The sequence below is a fragment of the Pseudomonas lundensis genome (assembly GCF_002269125.1).
GTDB lineage: Bacteria > Pseudomonadota > Gammaproteobacteria > Pseudomonadales > Pseudomonadaceae > Aquipseudomonas > Aquipseudomonas lundensis_A.
Genome location: NZ_NQKI01000012.1, coordinates 1 through 18,451 on the forward strand (window position 1 = coordinate 1; position 18,451 = coordinate 18,451).

At 59.8% G+C, this 18,451-nt stretch carries 18 protein-coding genes and 1 tRNA gene; 11 read left to right on the forward strand and 8 right to left on the reverse strand.

Annotated elements, in window-relative coordinates:
- Positions 1 to 354 precede the first annotated feature (354 nt).
- Positions 355 to 825: a hypothetical protein gene (locus tag CJF39_RS09645; protein WP_094993207.1), complete on the forward strand. Its 471-nt coding sequence runs from the start codon at positions 355 to 357 to the stop codon at positions 823 to 825.
- A gap of 6 nt (positions 826 to 831) precedes the next feature.
- Here CJF39_RS09645 and CJF39_RS09650 read toward each other — a convergent pair whose 3' ends face one another.
- Together CJF39_RS09650 and CJF39_RS09655 are read right to left on the reverse strand one after the other, a co-directional pair.
- Positions 832 to 2,115 carry an arsenic transporter gene (locus tag CJF39_RS09650; RefSeq protein WP_094993208.1) on the reverse strand — a complete coding sequence of 428 codons (1,284 nt, stop codon included), beginning with the start codon at positions 2,113 to 2,115 and terminating at the stop codon, positions 832 to 834.
- Positions 2,116 to 2,143: 28 nt separating this feature from the next.
- On the reverse strand, positions 2,144 to 2,380 hold the full coding sequence (locus CJF39_RS09655) for a DUF1272 domain-containing protein (RefSeq protein ID WP_094993209.1): 237 nt from the start codon (positions 2,378 to 2,380) through the stop codon (positions 2,144 to 2,146).
- Positions 2,381 to 2,591: 211 nt separating this feature from the next.
- On the opposite strand from CJF39_RS09655, the gene CJF39_RS09660 reads away from it, so the two are divergent.
- A complete protein-coding gene (locus CJF39_RS09660) occupies positions 2,592 to 3,197 on the forward strand; it encodes a biliverdin-producing heme oxygenase (RefSeq protein ID WP_094993302.1) in 606 nt (201 codons plus the stop codon).
- On the forward strand, positions 3,194 to 5,431 hold the full coding sequence (locus CJF39_RS09665) for an ATP-binding protein (RefSeq protein WP_094993210.1): 2,238 nt from the start codon (positions 3,194 to 3,196) through the stop codon (positions 5,429 to 5,431). Before CJF39_RS09660 ends, CJF39_RS09665 begins: the two co-directional genes overlap by 4 nt.
- 112 nt (positions 5,432 to 5,543) lie before the next feature.
- Here the strand turns inward: CJF39_RS09665 and gltS are convergent, their stop codons facing one another.
- The 4 genes from gltS to gabP form a co-directional block, all read right to left on the reverse strand.
- Positions 5,544 to 6,752 (reverse strand): sodium/glutamate symporter, encoded by a 1,209-nt coding sequence (gene gltS / locus CJF39_RS09670; protein WP_094993211.1) that lies wholly within the window; start codon positions 6,750 to 6,752, stop codon positions 5,544 to 5,546.
- A 57-nt stretch (positions 6,753 to 6,809) separates the two neighbouring features.
- Positions 6,810 to 7,748 carry a formimidoylglutamase gene (hutG, locus tag CJF39_RS09675; protein WP_094993212.1) on the reverse strand — a complete coding sequence of 313 codons (939 nt, stop codon included), beginning with the start codon at positions 7,746 to 7,748 and terminating at the stop codon, positions 6,810 to 6,812.
- Between the two features lie 19 nt (positions 7,749 to 7,767).
- Positions 7,768 to 8,493, reverse strand: a complete 726-nt coding sequence (locus CJF39_RS09680; RefSeq protein WP_094993213.1) for an IclR family transcriptional regulator — start codon at positions 8,491 to 8,493, stop codon at positions 7,768 to 7,770.
- A gap of 194 nt (positions 8,494 to 8,687) precedes the next feature.
- Positions 8,688 to 10,079 carry a GABA permease gene (gene gabP / locus CJF39_RS09685; RefSeq protein ID WP_094993214.1) on the reverse strand — a complete coding sequence of 464 codons (1,392 nt, stop codon included), beginning with the start codon at positions 10,077 to 10,079 and terminating at the stop codon, positions 8,688 to 8,690.
- A 545-nt stretch (positions 10,080 to 10,624) separates the two neighbouring features.
- Here gabP and CJF39_RS09690 point away from each other — a divergent pair.
- From CJF39_RS09690 to CJF39_RS09710, 5 genes are read left to right on the forward strand one after another with little or no spacing between them, the layout of a single operon-like run.
- Complete coding sequence (locus CJF39_RS09690; protein WP_094993215.1) at positions 10,625 to 11,398, forward strand: ABC transporter ATP-binding protein; 774 nt, start codon at positions 10,625 to 10,627, stop codon at positions 11,396 to 11,398.
- A gap of 13 nt (positions 11,399 to 11,411) precedes the next feature.
- A complete protein-coding gene (locus CJF39_RS09695) occupies positions 11,412 to 12,164 on the forward strand; it encodes a transporter substrate-binding domain-containing protein (RefSeq protein ID WP_094993216.1) in 753 nt (250 codons plus the stop codon).
- Between the two features lie 57 nt (positions 12,165 to 12,221).
- On the forward strand, positions 12,222 to 12,914 hold the full coding sequence (locus CJF39_RS09700) for an ABC transporter permease (RefSeq protein ID WP_094993217.1): 693 nt from the start codon (positions 12,222 to 12,224) through the stop codon (positions 12,912 to 12,914).
- A complete protein-coding gene (locus CJF39_RS09705; protein ID WP_094993218.1) occupies positions 12,914 to 13,603 on the forward strand; it encodes an ABC transporter permease in 690 nt (229 codons plus the stop codon). The genes CJF39_RS09700 and CJF39_RS09705 overlap by 1 nt, the downstream gene beginning before the upstream one ends.
- Positions 13,584 to 14,816, forward strand: coding sequence for a methyltransferase (locus tag CJF39_RS09710; protein ID WP_094993219.1), 1,233 nt, complete (start codon positions 13,584 to 13,586; stop codon positions 14,814 to 14,816). Before CJF39_RS09705 ends, CJF39_RS09710 begins: the two co-directional genes overlap by 20 nt.
- A gap of 39 nt (positions 14,817 to 14,855) precedes the next feature.
- Here the strand turns inward: CJF39_RS09710 and uraH are convergent, their stop codons facing one another.
- Together uraH and CJF39_RS09720 are read right to left on the reverse strand one after the other, a co-directional pair.
- The gene (gene uraH / locus CJF39_RS09715) at positions 14,856 to 15,266 is read right to left on the reverse strand and encodes a hydroxyisourate hydrolase (RefSeq protein WP_094993220.1); all 411 of its coding nucleotides are present in this window, start codon (positions 15,264 to 15,266) and stop codon (positions 14,856 to 14,858) included.
- 24 nt (positions 15,267 to 15,290) lie between these two features.
- Positions 15,291 to 15,770, reverse strand: a complete 480-nt coding sequence (locus CJF39_RS09720; RefSeq protein WP_094993221.1) for a GlcG/HbpS family heme-binding protein — start codon at positions 15,768 to 15,770, stop codon at positions 15,291 to 15,293.
- Between the two features lie 136 nt (positions 15,771 to 15,906).
- Here CJF39_RS09720 and CJF39_RS09725 point away from each other — a divergent pair, with 136 nt between their 5' ends.
- From CJF39_RS09725 to CJF39_RS09735, 3 genes are all read left to right on the forward strand, one after another.
- Complete coding sequence (locus tag CJF39_RS09725) at positions 15,907 to 16,581, forward strand: heavy metal response regulator transcription factor (RefSeq protein WP_094993222.1); 675 nt, start codon at positions 15,907 to 15,909, stop codon at positions 16,579 to 16,581.
- On the forward strand, positions 16,574 to 17,941 hold the full coding sequence (locus CJF39_RS09730) for a heavy metal sensor histidine kinase (RefSeq protein ID WP_094993223.1): 1,368 nt from the start codon (positions 16,574 to 16,576) through the stop codon (positions 17,939 to 17,941). The genes CJF39_RS09725 and CJF39_RS09730 overlap by 8 nt, the downstream gene beginning before the upstream one ends.
- A gap of 151 nt (positions 17,942 to 18,092) precedes the next feature.
- A tRNA-Thr gene (locus CJF39_RS09735) sits at positions 18,093 to 18,168 on the forward strand.
- The last annotated feature ends 283 nt before the right edge of the window (positions 18,169 to 18,451 follow it).

Sequence of the window (18,451 nt, forward strand, 5' to 3'; positions counted from 1 at the left end):
CTCGGCATGTCGCCTGTTGCCATCTATCCCATTACATCCCAGGGTATTCGGGAAGATATTCTTAACCGCCATAACATCCCCTGCGCAAATTGACGATCCGTGTTCGCCGCCTAAGTGCGACAGGACGCTACTTCACAATGTTTGGCTTATCCGTAGGAAAACTCTCAAAAGTTATAAAAAGTCGTCTATCAGGCCTACCGATGTGGTCGGAAGGTTTTGGGGCATCTGGCCCGTTTCTGACCGCGCTTTACACGGGTGAAGGGGAGATAGAACAAGGATAACCAGCCACTTCGCTTGGCGATTGCGAAGAGATGGAGTTCAATCCTCTCCTCAGCCTCCACAGGACACACGTTCATGGCAACGCCAAAGAAACAGCACAAGCACGCGCAGCGGGCCAAGTCCAAAGCCAAACAGAATCGTATGGGCAAGCCAGCGAACGCTTCGGCTTCTGCCCAGATCGATCATCCGTTCGATGACGTGAAGATCGACCTCAGCACCTTCGACTTCCAGGACATCAAGGAAAACGGCTTCGAACCTTCAGATTTCGACGACCTGTTCCAGGCCATGAAAGCCGCCGAAACCAGCGGGCTGCAAGCCATGTGCAGCGTGTTCCTGCAATACCCGGTGCTGGAGCTGGTGATTTCAGAGGAAGAGGAAGAAGACGCCACCGATTTTCTGATGGGCCTGTTGATTGCCTTCCGCATGACCGTGCACGGTGACGACGAAGACGCCGCACTGGCCTGGGTCGAAACCCCGGCCTTCCAGTCCGCTTACGTTGAAGCCTCGCGCCTGCTGGCCGAACATAGCGCCCGTAACGCGCACTGACCGCCCTCAGCCACCCAACCGAACAGCAAGCGCTGCCAAGGTAATCAGCAACACGGGCACGGTCAGCACAATGCCGACCCTGAAGTAATACCCCCACGTGATGCGGATCCCCTTGCGCGCCAGCACGTGCAGCCACAACAACGTGGCCAGGCTGCCAATCGGGGTGATTTTCGGGCCCAGGTCGCTGCCGATGACGTTGGCGTACACCATGGCCTCCTTGATCACGCCCGTGGCGCTGCTGGCGTCGATAGACAGCGCGCCGATCAGTACGGTCGGCAAGTTGTTCATGATCGACGACAGCAGCGCCGTCAGCAGCCCCGTGCCGAGTGTGGCGCCCCACACGCCATGCGCGGCGAATGCATCGAGCCAGCCGGCCAGTACGTTGGTCAGCCCGGCATTGCGCAAGCCATAAACCACCAGGTACATGCCCAGGGAAAAAATCACAATCTGCCAAGGTGCTTCCTTGAGCACTTTGCGGGTTGAAATCTTGTGCCCGCGAGCCGCGATCAACAGCAGTAACGCCGCGCATAACGCCGAGATGGCACTGATGGGGATGCCCAGCGGCTCCAGCGCAAAACACCCTGCCAGCAGAATAGCCAGCACCCACCAACCGGCGATAAACGTGGCGCGGTCGTGAATAGCGCTGGCCGGGGAATCCAGTTCGGCGGGGTCATAGCGCGCCGGAATATCGCGGCGAAAGAACCACAGCAGCATGCCCAGCGTCGCCGCCACGCTCACCAGGTTGACCGGCACCATGACCGCTGCGTATTGGTTGAAGCCGATTTTGAAGAAGTCGGCCGACACGATGTTCACCAGGTTCGACACCACCAGGGGCAAACTGGCGGTGTCTGCGATGAACCCCGCGCCCATTACAAACGCCAGGGTCGCCGCTGGCGAGAAGCGCAGCGCCAGCAGCATGGCAACCACAATCGGGGTCAGGATCAGCGCCGCACCATCATTGGCAAACAGCCCCGAGACCAGCGCGCCGAGCAATACCATGAAGGCGAATAGCCGTTTGCCACTGCCCTGCCCCCACCGCGCCACATGCAACGCCGCCCAGGCAAAGAACCCCGCTTCATCCAGCAACAGGCTGATAATAATCAGCGCGACAAACGTGCCGGTGGCGTTCCAGATAATTGACCACACCAAAGGGATGTCGCTCACGTGCACCACGCCAAAGATCAGCGCCAACACCGCCCCCATCGACGCGCTCCAGCCCACACCCAAACCGCGGGGCTGCCAGATGACCAACACAATCGTGAAGACGAAAATCGCACTTGCTACCCACATCAAACGTTTTCCTCGCTACAGCGTTTAATTAACAGCCTTCAGGCGTGTTCACCCGCACCGTGGAGGCCGGGTTATCGGTGAGCTTACTGGCCGGGCGACGCGGACGGGCCAGCAGTTCGCCGCCGCAGTTGGGGCACAGCCCGCCCAGTTTTTGTTCTGAGCACGCGGCGCAGAAGGTGCACTCGAATGAACAGATACGTGCATGTGACGCATCCGGCGGCAAATCGCAATCACAGCATTCACAATTGGGGCGCAGTTCGAGCATGGTGAATCCTCGCAGTCACGGGGGCCATAAAATGACGTGTTCGATCGTACCGTCGATCCAGTGTTGAGCCCTTGGGCTCGCACAAAGTGCTATCAATCTGCCAGACTTTTCCTTCACGACCTGACAGATTAATTGCACTTTTTTCACGCCATGGCTTCAAAAAGTCATGAACGTCTATTTATTGCGCACGCAGAGAGCCCTGTTACACGGCATGCCACCAGTCCAACCTTCCCCTGCTGCGCCCAGCGTCCTGAATGATCTGCGCGCCGGTACGCACACCCTGCACGTTGCGCTGGAGCAGCGTTTACCGTTTTTTTCAGACACGCTCGACCTCGAACGTTACACACGCTTGCTGGGTGCGTATTTCGGGTTTTATGAGGCGCTGGAAGACCGGCTGATGCGCAGTGCGTTTATCCCGGCAGGCTTTGACCTGCATGCGCGACTCAAGACCCCTGCCTTGGCGCAGGACCTGTCAGCACTGGGCATTGACACCCAAGCCCTGCCCCGCTGCCCGCACCTGCCTGACTTGCGCAGTGAAGCCGCCACGTTGGGCGTTTTGTATGTGCTCGAAGGCGCCACCCTGGGTGGCAATGTGCTGCGTAAGAGGGTGGCTGAGCAGTTGGGCCTTGATGCCGATACCGGCGGCGCTTTCCTGTTTGTGTATGGCGAAGACACCGGCCAGCACTGGAAAGCATTTCTGGAATTTTTGGGCAGTGTGCCGCTCGATGCCACAGGGCGAAGCGAAGCCGCACAGGCTGCCTGTTCAACGTTTAGCTGTTTCGAGCAGTGGCTCGAACGCCAGGAGGTTTTGCTATGAATCCACTCGACACTGAGGCGTTTGAAGCCCTGCTGGTCAATTGCGCCGATGAACCTATCCGCTACCCGGGCGCCATTCAGCCCCACGGCTTGCTGCTGACGTTGTCTGAGCCTGACCTGCACATCCAGCAAATCAGCGACAACGTACAGCGCTTGTTTGGCCTGAGCGCTCAGGCGCTACTGGGCGAGCCGCTGGCCATGCTGACGGGCCCCGAAGCGGCTAGCGCCGTCAAGAATGCGGCCGTGTTTGCCGCCCAAGTGGACGTGCCACCGCTGGAGCTGGAACTGCAGGGCATTCAGTACGAAGGCCTGTTGCACCGCGAAGGCGGCGTGTTGGTGCTTGAGCTGGAATTGAAGCCCGACGCGGTACAGATCCAAAGCACGATGGACAAAGTGCGCAACCTGAGCCGCATGCTGCAACGCTTGCAAGCGGCCAAAACCTTGCCCGCTCTGTACGAAATTTGCGTCCAGGAAATCCAGGCCCTCACCGGCTACGACCGCGTGCTGATCTACCGTTTTCAGGAGGAAGGCCACGGCCAAGTCATCGCAGAAGCGTCAGCACCGTCGATGGAGCTGTTTAACGGCATGTTCTTCCCGGCCTCCGATATCCCGGAGCAAGCCCGCGAGCTGTATCGCACGCATTGGCTGCGGATCATTCCGAACGCCGACTACCAGCCGGTCGAACTGGTGCCACGCCTGCGCCCCGACACCGGCGAAGCGCTGGACCTGAGCGGCGCCGTGCTGCGCAGCGTGTCGCCTATTCACTGCCAGTACATGAAAAACATGGGCGTGCTGTCGTCAATGAGCATCTCGCTGATGGACGGCGAGCGGTTGTGGGGCCTGATCAGTTGCGGCCATCGCCAGCCGCTGCACGTGCCCCACGAACTGCGCATGGCCTGCCAGACAATCGGCCAAGTGCTGTCGCTGCAAATCAGTGCGCTGCAAACCCTGGAAATCAGCCGCCAGCGCGAAGCCAAAATGGACGCGCTGGTGCAGCTCAACACTGCCATGGTCAACAGTCAGGAGAATGTCTTTGACGGCCTGGCCGCAACCCCTCAATTGCTGATGTCACTCACGGGCGCCAGCGGCGTAGCGATTATGGAAGACAAGGTGCTGCACCGTTACGGCGAGTGCCCGCAACCTGATGAAATCCGTGCGCTGTACCAATGGTTCAAGGCGTCAGGCGATTCGGTGCTCTCCAGCCACAGCTTGTCCACGCTTTACCCGCCCGCCGCGGACTACAAAGACATCGCCAGCGGCCTGCTGGCCATGACCCTGCCCAAGCCGGTCGACAATGCCGTGCTGTGGTTTCGCAAAGAGGTGAAGGAAAGCATCCCGTGGAGCGGGGACCCGAATAAACCCCTCAACCTTGAGGCCAGCGCCACCGGCCTGCGCCTGAGCCCGCGCACCTCATTCGAGCTGTGGAAAGTCGAGATGGACGGTATCTCCAGCAAATGGAGCCACGGCGACCTGTTCGCGGCCAACGACCTGCGCCGTTCGGCCCTGGAGAACGATCTCGCCCGCCAAGTACTGCGTGAACAACAGGCGGTGCGTGCCCGCGATGAACTGGTGGCGGTGGTCTCCCACGACTTGCGCAGCCCCATGACCATCATCTCGATGCTCTGCGGCATGATGCAAAAAGCCTTCAGCAGCGACGGCCCGCACACCTCACGCCGCATCACCTCGGCCATCGACACCATGCAACAAGCCAGCAGCCGCATGAACGTGTTGCTGGAAGACTTGCTGGACACTTCCAAGATCGAAGCCGGGCGCTACACCATCAACCCGCAGCCGCTGGACGTGACCCAGATTTTTGAGGAAGCGTTCTCGTTGCTGGCACCCTTGGCGCTGGACAAGTCGGTAGAACTGACGTTCAACGCTGAGCCCGACCTGAAGATCCACGCCGACCCGGAACGCCTGTTCCAGGTGCTCTCGAACCTGATCGGCAATGCGATCAAGTTCACCCCGGCAGATGGCAAGATCGGCGTAGCGGCCATGTCCAATGGCGATGAAATCGTGTTCAGCGTGCGCGACTCCGGCAAAGGCATTGCACCTGAGCAGTTGCCGCACATTTTCGAGCGCTACTGGACGGCCAAAGAGGGCAATGCCGCCGGCACGGGGTTGGGGCTCTACATCTCCCAAGGCATCATCAAGGCCCACGGCGGCCAGTTGCTGGCCGAGAGCAAGCCGGGCGAAGGCAGCGAGTTTCGCTTTACCGTGCCGAAACTCGCCTGACAACGCCCCGGCTACGGGTTGGCATCACTGCGGCAGTCGCTGCCGGGGTTCGGGGCTGTGATCGATTGCGACGCGATCGGCCGCCTCGTACCTCGCCAGCGTATTGACCGGCTCAGGCAAACGCGTTGATGAACCAGGTGATCATCGGGATCGCCACGATGTCGATCAAGACCGCGCCACACAACGGCACGATGATGAACGCTTTGTACGAAAACACTTTGTAGTGATCGCAGATTGCGCCCATGTTGGCCACGGCATTGGGCGTGGCACCCAGCCCGTGCCCCATGAAACCTGCGCACAACACAGCGGCGTCGTAGTTGCCGCCAAACAGGCGAAACAGCACAAAGATGCACAGCAGCAACATGATCACCACTTGCACCACCAGAATCACCAGCAACGGCATACCGAGCTGTTCCAGCTCCCAGAATTTGAGACTCATCATGGCCATGGTCAGGAACATGCCCAGGCTGACATCACCGATGGTGCTGACCGCATGGTCGGGCAGTTCTACCGCCTGGGTACGGTCGTTGAGGTTGCGCAGCACGATCGCGACAAACATGGCGCCCACGTAGCTCGGCAACACGATGCCCAAGTGTTGCTGCAAGCTACCGCCCAGCCAGAAGCCCACCACCATGATCACCACGATGCAGGTCAGCAGGCGCAGTAGCGTAGCTGCGTCCAACGCCGCAGGCGGTGTGTGGACCGCACCTTCAAACGCCTTAAGCGAGCCCGCGTCTTCCGCTTTGACACTCAGTTTGTTGCGCTCGATCAACCAGCGCGCCAACGGGCTGCCGAGCAAGCCGCCCGCCACCATGCCGAAGGTAGCCGCCGCGAGTGCTGCGGTGGTCGCCCCCACGGCACCCAGGTTTTCGGCAATCGGGCCAAAGGCCGCTGCCGCGCCAAACCCGCCTTCCAGCGAAACCGCGCCCGCCATGATGCCCAGCAACGGATCGATGCCCAGCGCCTTGGCCACGCTCACGCCGACCACGTTTTGCACCAGCGCCAACCCCCAGCACGCACCGAGGTAGATGAACAGCAGCTTGCCGCCCTTGCGTAACAAGCCCAGGCTGCCGCCCAACCCGACGGTGGTAAAGAACGCGACCATCAAGGGGGTTTGCAGGCTGGTGTCGAGGGTCAGGTCGAGCAGTTGCCGATCGCGCAACAGCCAAATCAGCAAGGCAAAGCCGAAGCCCCCGATCACCGGCGCGGGGACGCAGAGTTGGCGCAGCCAGTAACTGTGTTTTTTCAGTTGGGCACCCAGGCCCAGCAGGAGCAACGCGAGAGCGAGGGTGCTCAGCGCATCCAGTTGGAATGTCAGCATGGCGAATTTCTCTTTTTTTTATGATTCAACAAGCGGGTTCAGGAACGAGGGGAAAACTTAATTAATCAGGCTGGCCAGCAGCCGCGCGCCGATGCGGGCGGTTCTGTGGTCGATGTCGAGGCCGGGGTTGAGCTCAGCAATGTCGGCCATGCGCACTTTGCCGCTGGCCTTGGCGCGCCGCACCAGGTGCTCGACGATGTTCAGGTCGACGCCGTGCGCCGACGGGGCGCTCACGCCCGGCGCCTGGCTGGCAGGCAACACGTCCAGGCAAATCGTCATGTAGAGGTGATCCACACCCTCCAAGAAGTCATCCAGCGCGGTTTCCAGTGCGGGCATGTCCCAACTGTTCATGTGCCGGTCGAGGCGGTAACGCACGTTCAGCCGTTCGGCCTGTTCGAACAGGGCCTGGGTGTTGTTCAACTGGCTGACGCCCAGGCAGCAATACGCAAACGGCATGTTGGCGCGCTGGCAGTACTCGGCGATTTGCCGGAAGGGTGTGCCGGAGCTGCTTTGCTCGGCGTGGCGCAAGTCAAAGTGCGCATCAAAATTGAGAATGCCAATGCGCGGTGCGGGGGTTTGCATGCGCAGGTAATCGGCAAGCCCGCTGAAACTGGCGAAGGCGATTTCATGCCCACCCCCCAGTCCCAGTGGCAAATGCCCTTGGGCCAGCAGCTCACTGACCTGCGCCGCGTAAGCGTGTTGTGCGCCTTCGAGGTCGCTGCCCACACAGGCTACGTCCCCGGCGTCATACAACGGCGCGCTGCCGTGCCACGCCAGATTGGCCAGCGCCGAACGCAAGGCCGGTGGCCCCAGACGCGCGCCTGTGCGGCCTTGATTGCGTTTGACGCCCTCATCACTGGCCAGACCAATGAGCGCCGCGCCCGCAGGCACATTCGGCAACAGCGGCTTGATCCATTGATGCCAGCGCAGGGCACCCTGCCCTTCGGCGGCGTCAATACGGCCTGTCCACAGGGACATGTCAGGTACAACGGTCATGCGAAAACTCCCATTACATTCAATCCAGGCGAGCGCTTAAGCGCAGCGCGACGTCCTGCGTCCAACGGATCAGGCGCTCACTGCGTTGCTGGGCACGAAAGGCTGGGGCCATGAGGCTGATGGCGCCTTGCAGGCGCTCGCGGCTGTCGATCAAGGGGGCGCTGACGCCCCAGATGCCGTCGTCGATTTCACTGAGGCTCACGGCGTAACCCTGAGCGCGGATCTGCTCAAAGCTGCGCCGGTAATCTGCGCACGCCGCCTCGTCGACGCCCTGGCCGTGCAGTAAGGCCAGGCTGTGAGCCGGGTCCATGTGTGCCAACAGCACACGTGCCGAAGCGCCCACCAACAGCGGCTGGGCGAGGCCTTTTTGGTAGCAGCAGCGCAAAGGTTGCGGGCTGTCGACCAATTCGATGCAGATCGCCTGACCGTTGCTGGGCACCATCAGCGCCACGCTTTCCTGGCTCAGGTCGGCCAGCCGTTTGAGTTCGGGCTTGGCCAGCGTGACCAGTACCGCCTCGCGGTCGAATTTTTTTGCCAACTGCAAACAGGCCGGGCCCGGCAGGTAGCGGCCCTGTCCGTTTTCTTCGGCCAGCCCCCAACGCAGCAAGGTTTTGAGGTGGCGGTAGGTGCTGCTCAGTGGCTGGCCCAGTTGCGCAGACAGCTCGCGGGCAGAGATGGCCTCGCCGGATTGCCCCAGCGTGACGAGGATGTGCAGCAAGCGATCTGTTGGCGTGTTGTTGTTCATTGTCGGCCCCATGCTCTTGATCGCATGGTGCACGGAGTTTCCCATTAGCTGAAATAGCATTCCCACAGAGTGAGAAATACCCCGCAGATAGTGATCAACGGTCGTGGCGGAGGGCGTTATTGAAGGCAAAAAAAGACCGCCATCCGTTTCGATGGCGGTCCGGGTGGAACTCAACCGCTTGAGCCGTCCTGGCGTCAGTTGAGTACCGGTGCCCCCATTCTTTCAATTCGACGACGACGGGCGACCAGCAGGCCCGCCGTGACCACAAAGAGGCTCAGCAAGCCGGTGGCGATGATCTCGACCTGATGCGCTTCTTGAAACAGCATGACGGTCAAAATTGCCACGATGAACACAATCACCGCCCACGTCAGGCCCGGAAACAGCCACATCTTGAACGCAATTTTTTCGCCCTGAGCGGTGCGCTTCTGACGCATGCGCAGTTGCGAAACAGCAATCACCAAGTACACCAACAAGGCGATAGCGCCGGAGCTGGCGAGCAGGAATTCGAACACCGCCGACGGCGCCACATAGTTGGCGAACACCGCCAGAAACGCAGCACCAGTGGACATCATCACAGCCCAGTAAGGCGTACCGCTGGTATTGGTACGCTTGGCCACAGCCGGGGCGTCACCGCGGTTGCTCAGCGAGAACAACATGCGCGACGAGGTGTAGAGCGCCGAGTTCAGGCAACTGGTCACGGCAATCAGCACCACGATATCGACGATCAGCTTGGCGTTCGGGATGCCCATGCGATCCAGTACGGTCTGGTACGAACCAACCTGCGCCAGGCTCGGGTCGTTCCACGGCACCAGCGCTACAACCAGAAAGATCGACACGAGGTAGAACAGGCCAATGCGCCAGATCACCGAGTTGGTGGCCTTGGTGATTTGCTTGCTCGGGTCTTTGGATTCCGCCGCCGCGATGGTGACGATTTCAGTGCCCATGAACGAGAACATGGTGGTCAGCATGGCGGCCAGTACCGCGCCCATGCCGTTGGGCATGAAGCCAACGGTGTCGACCAGATGGGAAACGCCGCTGACTTGGCTGTTGGGTAAAAGGCCAAAGATCGCCAATACACCCAAAATAATGAAGCCAATGATCGCCAGCACTTTCACCAGCGCGAACCAGAACTCGAACTCGCCGTAGTTCTTCACGCTGAACAGGTTGGTGGCGGTCAGCAATAAGGTGATGACCAGGGTAAACACCCAGATCGCCGTGTCCGGGAACCACGCGTGGAGAATGGTGGCGGCCGCGTTGGCCTCCAGCGGAATCACCAAGACCCAGAACCACCAGTACAACCAACCGATGGTGAAACCGGCCCAGTGACCAATGGCACGGTCGGCGTAGGTGGAGAACGAGCCGGTATCGGGTGAGGCCACAGCCATTTCGGCCAGCATGCGCATCACCAGCACAACCAGCGTACCGGCGGCGGCGTAGGCCAGCAGCACGGCAGGGCCAGCCTGCGCAATGGCGTGACCGGAGCCCACAAACAGGCCGGCGCCGATGACGCCGGCAATCGACAGCATGGTCACATGCCGTGGCTTGAGCCCTTGTTCCAGATGGTTAGAGGATTGCGTATTGCTCATTGCGACTACCTTTGATTGAAGCCATTCCGAGCACCTGCGTTGACTTTCGTAAAAAGTAACAAACACAGGCGTTTAGAATCCTTGACGCAATAAGTGAGCCAAAATGTGACAAAGTGCCGTTTTCTGCGGGCTGCAAAGGCACTTCGAAAAAATCGCAGTCGCTTTAGCGCAAGGCTTTGGATGTCATTGTTACCGTAACACTCAGTTACATCCCACCCAAACGCACCAACATTACCCATTTGCGCCCCATGAGCCCAAATCCGGTGCGCATCTTCGACCTTTAGTAGGTTCGTGCTTCCAACGAGTGGCCAAAACTGGCACCATCGCGACCTTTTTTACGCGATACCTGTCTGGTTCAAGGGCAAAACACCGGCTCGGTTGTTGTCAACGCGACAGTCTGCTGTCGCAATGCGACCAACGGCCACCGGTATGCTTTTTTGTGCCCGTGTAGCAGTTGGTGGCGCTTATAGCCCTATGCTAGCTTGGCCATCGCCAGGACGGCCGCCCAACAGCAGGATCGCACCCGAACACAATGAGGACCGCACATGGCTTTGGCCACGCCCGCGCTTGAAATCCGCAATTTGCACAAACGCTACGGCGAGCTTGAGGTACTCAAAGGTATCTCGCTGACCGCACGCGACGGCGACGTGATCTCGATCCTGGGTTCTTCCGGTTCCGGCAAATCGACGCTGCTGCGCTGTATCAACCTGTTGGAAAACCCTCACGAAGGCCAGATCATCGTGGCCGGTGAAGAGCTCTCGCTTAAAAAGGCCAAGAATGGCGAACTGGTTGCTGCCGATGGCAAGCAAATCAACCGCATGCGCAGCGAACTGGGTTTTGTATTTCAAAACTTCAACCTGTGGCCGCACATGAGCATCCTCGACAACATTATCGAGGCGCCACGCCGGGTACTGGGGCAAAGCAAAGCCGAGGCCATTGAAGTGGCAGAAGCGTTGCTGGCCAAGGTCGGCATCGCTGACAAACGTCACGCCTACCCCTCCGAACTGTCCGGCGGCCAGCAACAACGTGCCGCGATTGCGCGCACGCTGGCCATGCAGCCCAAGGTAATTCTGTTCGACGAACCGACATCGGCACTTGACCCGGAAATGGTCCAGGAAGTACTAAGTGTGATCCGCGCACTCGCTGAAGAAGGCCGCACGATGCTGCTGGTTACCCACGAGATGGGATTTGCCCGTCAGGTGTCCACCGAAGTCGTGTTTTTGCACCAGGGTCTGATCGAAGAGCAAGGGTCGCCTGAACAGGTTTTCGATAACCCGGTTTCAGCGCGCTGCAAACAATTCATGTCCAGCAACCGCTAACGGAGCAACACGAATGCAGAACTATAAAAAGTTTCTTCTGGCCGCTGCCGCCACGCTGGTGTTCAGTGCGAACGCCTTGGCTGTGGATAAGTACAAAGTCGGGATCGAAGGGGCTTACCCTCCGTTCAACTCCAAAGACCAAAGCGGCAAGATCGTCGGATTTGACAAAGATATTGCCGACGCGCTGTGTGCAAAAATGAAGGCCGAGTGCGAGGTGGTGACCTCGGACTGGGATGGCATCATTCCTGCCCTGAATGCCAAAAAGTTCGACTTCATCGTTTCGTCGCTGTCGATCACCGACGAACGCAAAAACGCTGTGGATTTCACCGACCCGTACTACTCCAACAAGCAGCAGTTCGTGGCAAAAAAGGGTGTCGAGTTCAAAACTGACATCGACTCGCTCAAAAGCAAACAACTCGGCACCCAGCGTGCGACACAGGCCGCTACCTGGCTGGAAGACAACATAGGCGGCGACATCTCGCTCTATGACACCCAGGAAAACGCTTACCTCGACCTGTCCTCTGGCCGGGTAGATGGGCTGCTGGCCGACAAGTACGCGATTTATGGCTGGTTGAAAGATGACCCGGCAGGCAAAGACTACGAGTTCAAAGGCGAGCCAATCAACGAAGACGACAAAGTCGGCATTGCGCTGCGCAAAGGCGAAACCGACCTGCGCACCAAGTTGAACCTTGCCCTCAAAGAAATCAAAGAAGACGGCACCTACAAGAAGATCAACAACAAGTATTTCCCATTCAGCATTGAATGACCTGCCTGACCGGCGCGCCGCAAGGCTGCGCCGGTCCCTAGCAAAGCCTGCCTATTTATGACTATCGACTTATACGGATTCGGCCCGGCGCTTGCCGCTGGCGCGCTGATGACCGTCAAACTGGCACTCACGGCGCTGTGCCTGGGCCTGGTGCTGGGTTTGCTCGGCGCATTGGCCAAAACCTCCCCATACAAGCCTGTTCGCTGGCTGGGCGGCACATATTCGACGCTGGTACGCGGCGTGCCAGAGCTATTGTGGGTGCTGCTGATTTATTTCGGCAGCGTGAATGCCGTGCGCGCGCTGGGCGAGTTCATCGGCATGCCCGACCTGACCCTCAGCGCCTTCGCGGCAGGTGTCATCGCGTTGGGCCTGTGCTTCGGCGCGTATGCCACTGAAGTGTTTCGCGGCGCCATTCTGGCCATCCCGAAAGGCCACCGCGAGGCGGGTCTGGCGCTGGGTTTGACCAAACCACGGATTTTCACCCGGCTGGTCTTGCCGCAAATGTGGCGGATCGCCCTGCCCGGACTGGGCAACCTGTTCATGATCCTGATGAAAGACACTGCGCTGGTGTCGGTGATCGGCCTGGAAGAAATCATGCGTCAGGCTCAAAACGCCGTGACCTTCGCCAAACATCCGTTCACCTTCTACATGGTGGCTGCGGTGATGTACCTGGGCCTGACGGTTCTGGCCATGGGTACGATGCATGTGCTTGAAAAACGCGCAGCGCGCGGCTTTGTGAGGAGAACGTAATGGTCTGGGAACTCTTCATCAAGTGGCTGCCCAAGCTGATTCAGGGCGCGACCCTGACCCTCGAATTGACGGCGCTGTCGGTCATCGCCGGGCTGATCGTCGCCATCCCGCTGGGCATCGCCCGTTCGTCCAAGCTGTGGTACGTGCGCTCGCTGCCTTACGCGTACATCTTTTTCTTCCGCGGCACGCCACTGCTGATCCAGCTGTTTCTGGTGTATTACGGCCTCGGGCAGTTTGAAGCCGTGCGCGACAGTGTGTTGTGGCCATACCTGCGCAGCCCGTTCTGGTGCGCGATCATCACCATGACCCTGCACACGGCGGCGTACATTGCCGAGATCCTGCGGGGCGCGATTCAGGCCATCCCGCCGGGTGAAATCGAAGCTGCCCGTGCGTTGGGCATGTCGCGTTTCAAGACCCTGATCCACATTGTCCTGCCCCGCGCCGCACGCATCGGTCTGCCTGCCTACAGCAACGAAGTGATCCTGATGCTCAAGGCCAGTTCGCTGGCGAGTACCGTGACCCTGCTGGAACTGACCGGCATGACCCGCACCATCATTGCTCGCACGTACCAGACGGTGGACATGTTCCTGATTGCCGGTGTGATCTATCTGGTGATGTCATTTGTGCTGATTCAGGGTTTCAAACTGCTGGAGCGCTGGTTGCGCGTCGATGCCTGCCAGGGCCGTTAAGCCGGACGTGTTGCGGGGTGAGTCGTTGCTCGCCCGCTTCCGCGCACTGGACACCTTCCTCAGCCAACATCAACACCTGTGGCGCCCGCGTCCATTCACGCAACTGAATCTGCCGTGGGAAGCGCAACACCCCGAACTGGCGCAGTGGCTGCGCCAGCGTTCGTTACAGGACGCCGAAGACAGCCACAACCAACCTCACGCGTTGCCCGCCCCCGCGCCGTTCCCGGTGCTGGCTGCGATGTCGCACGCCTTGAGCGCCGTCACGTCCTTGCCGACGCAGGCGTTCAGGCCAGCATTGCCGCGTTTGCAGGTCGACGTGCCAGGGCGTAAATGGCAGCAAATCGACGCCTTCGCCCAGTGCCTGACGTTTCAAAACGCCCCCACTCATTGGCTGGACTGGTGCGCAGGTAAAGGCCATTTGGGCCGCCGTCTGCTCAGCTCAGGGCAGCAATTGACGTGCCTGGAATACGACCCGGCGCTGATTGAGTCCGGGCACTTGCTCAGCCAGCGTCACCACCTCGATGCCCGCCACGTGCAACAAGACGTGCTCACGGCCGAGGCCGCCGCACAGTTGACGGCCGACATGACCCCGGTGGCGCTGCATGCCTGTGGCGACCTGCATGTGCGGCTGTTGCAACTGGCGAGCGCCGCAGGCTGTGGACAACTGGCGCTTTCACCCTGCTGTTACAACCGCATCAGCACCCCCAGCTATCAACCGTTATCCACAGCCGCCCGCGCTTCGAGCCTGTTGCTGTCCCGGGAAGACTTGAGCCTGCCCCTGAGCGAGACCGTTACCGCAGGCAGCCGCGTACGCCGCCAGCGTGATGAGTCGATGGCGCGGCGTTTGGGGTTTGATTTGTGGCAGCGTCAGGCGCGGCAATGTGACGAGTACTTATCCACACCGTCATTGCCGAGCACGTGGCTGAGCAAGCCATTTTCTGTGTATTGCGAGGCGTTGGCAGCGCTGAAAAACTTATCCACAACCGGCGTTGAAGACTGGACTGCACTGGAAAAGGCGGGATGGCAGCGGCTGGCACAGGTACGCAACCTGGAATTGGTGCGCGGCTTATTTAGGCGCCCGCTGGAGTTGTGGCTGGTGCTGGACCGGGCGTTGTTCTTGAGTGAGCGCGGCTATGACGTGCAACTGGGCGCATTCTGCGACAGCCACCTCACCCCGCGTAACCTGATGCTGCTGGCGCAGCGCTGTGGATAACTGACGCCAGCAAGGGGCCTGCCTTTAGGGCTACAAGGCCTAGGAGCCGCGGTAAGTCGAGAAGCCGTACGGGCTCAGCAGCAGCGGGATGTGGTAGTGCTGATCGACGTTTTTCACGTCGAAAATCACCGGAATCTCAGGGAAGAAGGTGTCACGTCCGGCTTTTTTGAAGTAGTCGCCGGTCTTGAACACGACGCGGTACTCGCCGGTTTCCATGGCTTTTTTGGCCGGGAACAGCTCGCTGATACGCCCTTGTTCGTTGGTCACGCCTTGCGCCAGCGGCTTCCAGCTTTCACCAACGTGCTGCTCCAGCGTCACGTTGACACCCGGCGACGGCAAGCCGTTCTCGAGGTTCAACACATGCACGCTCAAAGGGTTGCCTGCGGCCAGTGCCAGGCTGGACACCGCGCTGAGGCTCAAAGCGGCCATCGTCATACGTAAAGATTTCATCGGTCATCCTCCAATTAATAACAATTAACGCTCAATCGTCAGGCCAACGGCGTGAGCGGCTTTGATTGCACACGCCTCGTCCTGCTCGGCCCCACCGGCACCGGCCACGCCCAACGCTCCTACCAGTTCATTGCCGGCAAACAGCGGGACACCGCCGCCCAACAGCAGCAACTCCGGGATGGAATTGAGGTTAGAGGCTTCGGGGTTGGTGCGTGCCCGCTCGGCAAACAGCCGGGTCGGGGTTTTGGTGGACAGCGCGGTGTAGGCTTTGCGCTGGCTGGCCAATAAGTTGTGCGGCCCGACACTTTCAGGTCGCATGGTCACCAGTGCGTTACCACCCCGGTCCAGCACGCTGAAAGCGCCGGTGCAGTGCGCGAGGGTGGCATCGGCCAATTGCCGCGCCGTGGTCAGATCCAGCTCCGCATGCCGCGGCAATGCAGGGGCGGCCTGAGCGTTGAGGGCGACGACCATGGCAGCGCCTGACAGCAGGGTTTTCAGCATCATTGGGCTTGCTCCTGAATGAATGACACCACCTTACCCGGCGCTGTTCGTCAGAACCCCGTCAGTTGGATTACAAGTTTGTAATAGGCAACACTCGCGAAGGCGCCTAGCCTGTGCAGACGATTGATCGAGGTGTGCGATGCGTTTGTTAGTGGTGGAAGACGAAGCCAAGACTGCGGATTTTCTGGCCAAGGGCCTGAAAGAATCAGGCTTTGCAGTGGATGTGGCGTTGAACGGGCTGGACGGGCGTTACTTTATCGAGCAGCAGGAATACGACCTGGTGATTCTTGATGTGATGTTGCCGGGGCTCAATGGCTGGCAGTTGCTGCAATTGATCCGCCAGCGTGGCGCCACACCGGTGTTGTTCCTGACGGCCAAAGACGCCATCGAGGATCGCGTGCGCGGTCTTGAGCTGGGCGCCGACGACTATCTGCTCAAGCCCTTCGCCTTCGCTGAACTGCTGGCACGGGTGCGCACCCTGTTGCGCCGTGGTCCGATGCGTGAAGCCGAGTCCTATACCATCGCTGACCTTGAAATCGACGTATTGCGCCGTCGCGTCAGCCGGGGCGGCCAGCGCATCAGCCTGACCAATAAAGAATTCGCGCTGTTGCATTTACTGGCCAGCCGTCAGGGCGAAGTGCTGTCACGGACCCTGATCGCTTCGCAGGTCTGGAACCTCAACTTCGACAGCGACACCAACATGGTCGAAGTCGCTGTGCGCCGATTGCGCTCCAAGGTCGACGATCCCTACATGCCAAAACTTATCCACACCGTGCGCGGCGTCGGTTATCAACTGGAAGCGCCCGATGAGTAAATCCATCACCTGGCGACTGGCGCTGGCGATTGCATTGACCTGTGCGCTGGTGCTGAGTGTGATCGGGGTGTTTCTGTATCGCTCGCTGGCGTCGGAACTGGCGCTACGGGACGATCAGGCCTTGCTCGGGCGACTCGAACAGATGCGCGCCTTGCTCCACGACAGTGACAGCCTCGAAGCCCTGCAAGCACGCCCGCGCCTGTACCAGAACATGCTGGGCAATCAGGACAGCGTGCTGCTGGTAAAACGTCAGGATGGCGGGCAAGTCATCGCCATCAACCCGCATCGACAAGCCCTGCCCACGCTGCCGCCCATCGCCAAAGACCGTGCGCCACAGCGGGCCGACATCCAGACCCTGGATGCCACCGTGCTGTTGGCGGGCATGGCGCAAGGGCCTGCGGGCGAAACCTTGAGCGTGATGGTGGGTAAACGCCTGGAAGAGCGCGAGCACATCCTCGCCCGCTATCGCCTGAACTTGTACGTCGCCATCGGGCTGGGCACGTTGCTGGCCTTTGCTCTGGGCGGCCTGCTGTTGCGCCGTGGCCTGAAACCGTTGCACACACTGGCGCAGGCCATGCGCGGCATCAACCCGCGCAGCCTAGACCAGCGCATGGCTGTGGATAACGTACCCACCGAACTCAAAGAACCCGTGCAGGCGCTCAATGCCATGCTGGCGCGACTGGAAGACAGCTTTGAGCGACTGTCCCAGTTCTCGGCTGATCTGGCCCATGAGATCCGCACCCCCCTGCACAACCTGCTGGGCAGCAACAGCCTGGCGCTGAACCAGTCGCGCAGCCCGGCGGAATATCAGGAAGTGCTGGCCTCGAACATCGAAGAGTACGAACGCCTGAACCGCATGGCCGAAAACCTGATGTTCCTCGCCCGCGCCGAACACGGGCAACGTCCGTTGCACCTTCACCCGTTGAATCTGCGGGACGTGGGCGAAGAGCTGTGCGATTACTTCGATGCCCTGGCCGAGGACCGTCAACTGCGCCTGGACAACCAGCTCCACGGAATGCTGACGGCGGATCTGCACTTGCTACAACGGGCCTTGAGCAATCTGATGGCCAATGCCGTGCGCCATGCCGAGCCGGGTTCAACCGTCAGCTTGCTGCGACGGGATGAACCGGGTTATTGCTGGATCGGCGTACACAACACCGGGCCGACCATCGAACCGCAGCACTTGAACAAATTATTCGACCGTTTCTACCGGATCGACCCGTCGCGAGCAGAACCGGGGGACTCGGGTGGTTTGGGGCTGGCGATCGTGCGCTCGATCATGCGCTTGCACGACGGCGAAGTCCGGGTCAGCAGCGACGACAGCGGGACGTTATTTGAGTTGGGATTTACCAACGCGTAATGCCCAAATTTGCTGATCTTTTGGGGCCATGCGAGCGCTTTAAAAACACCCGCAACCCCGATGGCGCCAGCGTTGCAGCAGATACCGTGAAAATAGTCTGATATCAGGGGTTTACAAGCCAAAACATCCCGGTATACTCGTCGCCCATAACGCCGGTATAGCTCAGTTGGTAGAGCAACTGACTTGTAATCAGTAGGTCCCGAGTTCGACTCTTGGTGCCGGCACCATACGAAACACCGAAAGAGGCTCACCGCAAGGTGAGCCTTTTTTGTTTGTGCCGAAAAAGTCCCGGAACTCATTCCGTGCTTCCCCCTCTGTCGTCGATGCCGAGCGCTTCATCAACGGTCGCCTGCCCTCTCAAACCCTCAGTGAAGGGTCGACATCATCCACTAGTGTTAATTAGCCATCATCTCCTTTAATATCGCCGCGCTTTTGCGTGCATGGCGCTTAGCCATCATTCGCTTTGAAAAAGCACATGCACGGAAGCGCCTGGATTATCAGCCGATGTTT

Bases quoted from the DNA above. Each gene is read 5' to 3' on its own strand.
- CJF39_RS09690 (WP_094993215.1), top strand. From the start codon at position 10,625: ATGGCTTTGGCCACGCCCGCGCTTGAAATCCGCAATTTGCACAAACGC.
- gltS (WP_094993211.1), bottom strand. From the start codon at position 6,752: ATGCTGACATTCCAACTGGATGCGCTGAGCACCCTCGCTCTCGCGTTG.
- CJF39_RS09655 (WP_094993209.1), bottom strand. From the start codon at position 2,380: ATGCTCGAACTGCGCCCCAATTGTGAATGCTGTGATTGCGATTTGCCG.
- CJF39_RS09705 (WP_094993218.1), top strand. From the start codon at position 12,914: ATGGTCTGGGAACTCTTCATCAAGTGGCTGCCCAAGCTGATTCAGGGC.
- CJF39_RS09710 (WP_094993219.1), top strand. From the start codon at position 13,584: ATGCCTGCCAGGGCCGTTAAGCCGGACGTGTTGCGGGGTGAGTCGTTG.
- CJF39_RS09725 (WP_094993222.1), top strand. From the start codon at position 15,907: ATGCGTTTGTTAGTGGTGGAAGACGAAGCCAAGACTGCGGATTTTCTG.
- CJF39_RS09730 (WP_094993223.1), top strand. From the start codon at position 16,574: ATGAGTAAATCCATCACCTGGCGACTGGCGCTGGCGATTGCATTGACC.
- hutG (WP_094993212.1), bottom strand. From the start codon at position 7,748: ATGACCGTTGTACCTGACATGTCCCTGTGGACAGGCCGTATTGACGCC.
- CJF39_RS09665 (WP_094993210.1), top strand. From the start codon at position 3,194: ATGAATCCACTCGACACTGAGGCGTTTGAAGCCCTGCTGGTCAATTGC.
- CJF39_RS09660 (WP_094993302.1), top strand. From the start codon at position 2,592: ATGCCACCAGTCCAACCTTCCCCTGCTGCGCCCAGCGTCCTGAATGAT.
- CJF39_RS09695 (WP_094993216.1), top strand. From the start codon at position 11,412: ATGCAGAACTATAAAAAGTTTCTTCTGGCCGCTGCCGCCACGCTGGTG.
- CJF39_RS09720 (WP_094993221.1), bottom strand. From the start codon at position 15,770: ATGATGCTGAAAACCCTGCTGTCAGGCGCTGCCATGGTCGTCGCCCTC.
- uraH (WP_094993220.1), bottom strand. From the start codon at position 15,266: ATGAAATCTTTACGTATGACGATGGCCGCTTTGAGCCTCAGCGCGGTG.
- CJF39_RS09645 (WP_094993207.1), top strand. From the start codon at position 355: ATGGCAACGCCAAAGAAACAGCACAAGCACGCGCAGCGGGCCAAGTCC.
- CJF39_RS09650 (WP_094993208.1), bottom strand. From the start codon at position 2,115: ATGTGGGTAGCAAGTGCGATTTTCGTCTTCACGATTGTGTTGGTCATC.
- gabP (WP_094993214.1), bottom strand. From the start codon at position 10,079: ATGAGCAATACGCAATCCTCTAACCATCTGGAACAAGGGCTCAAGCCA.
- CJF39_RS09700 (WP_094993217.1), top strand. From the start codon at position 12,222: ATGACTATCGACTTATACGGATTCGGCCCGGCGCTTGCCGCTGGCGCG.
- CJF39_RS09680 (WP_094993213.1), bottom strand. From the start codon at position 8,493: ATGAACAACAACACGCCAACAGATCGCTTGCTGCACATCCTCGTCACG.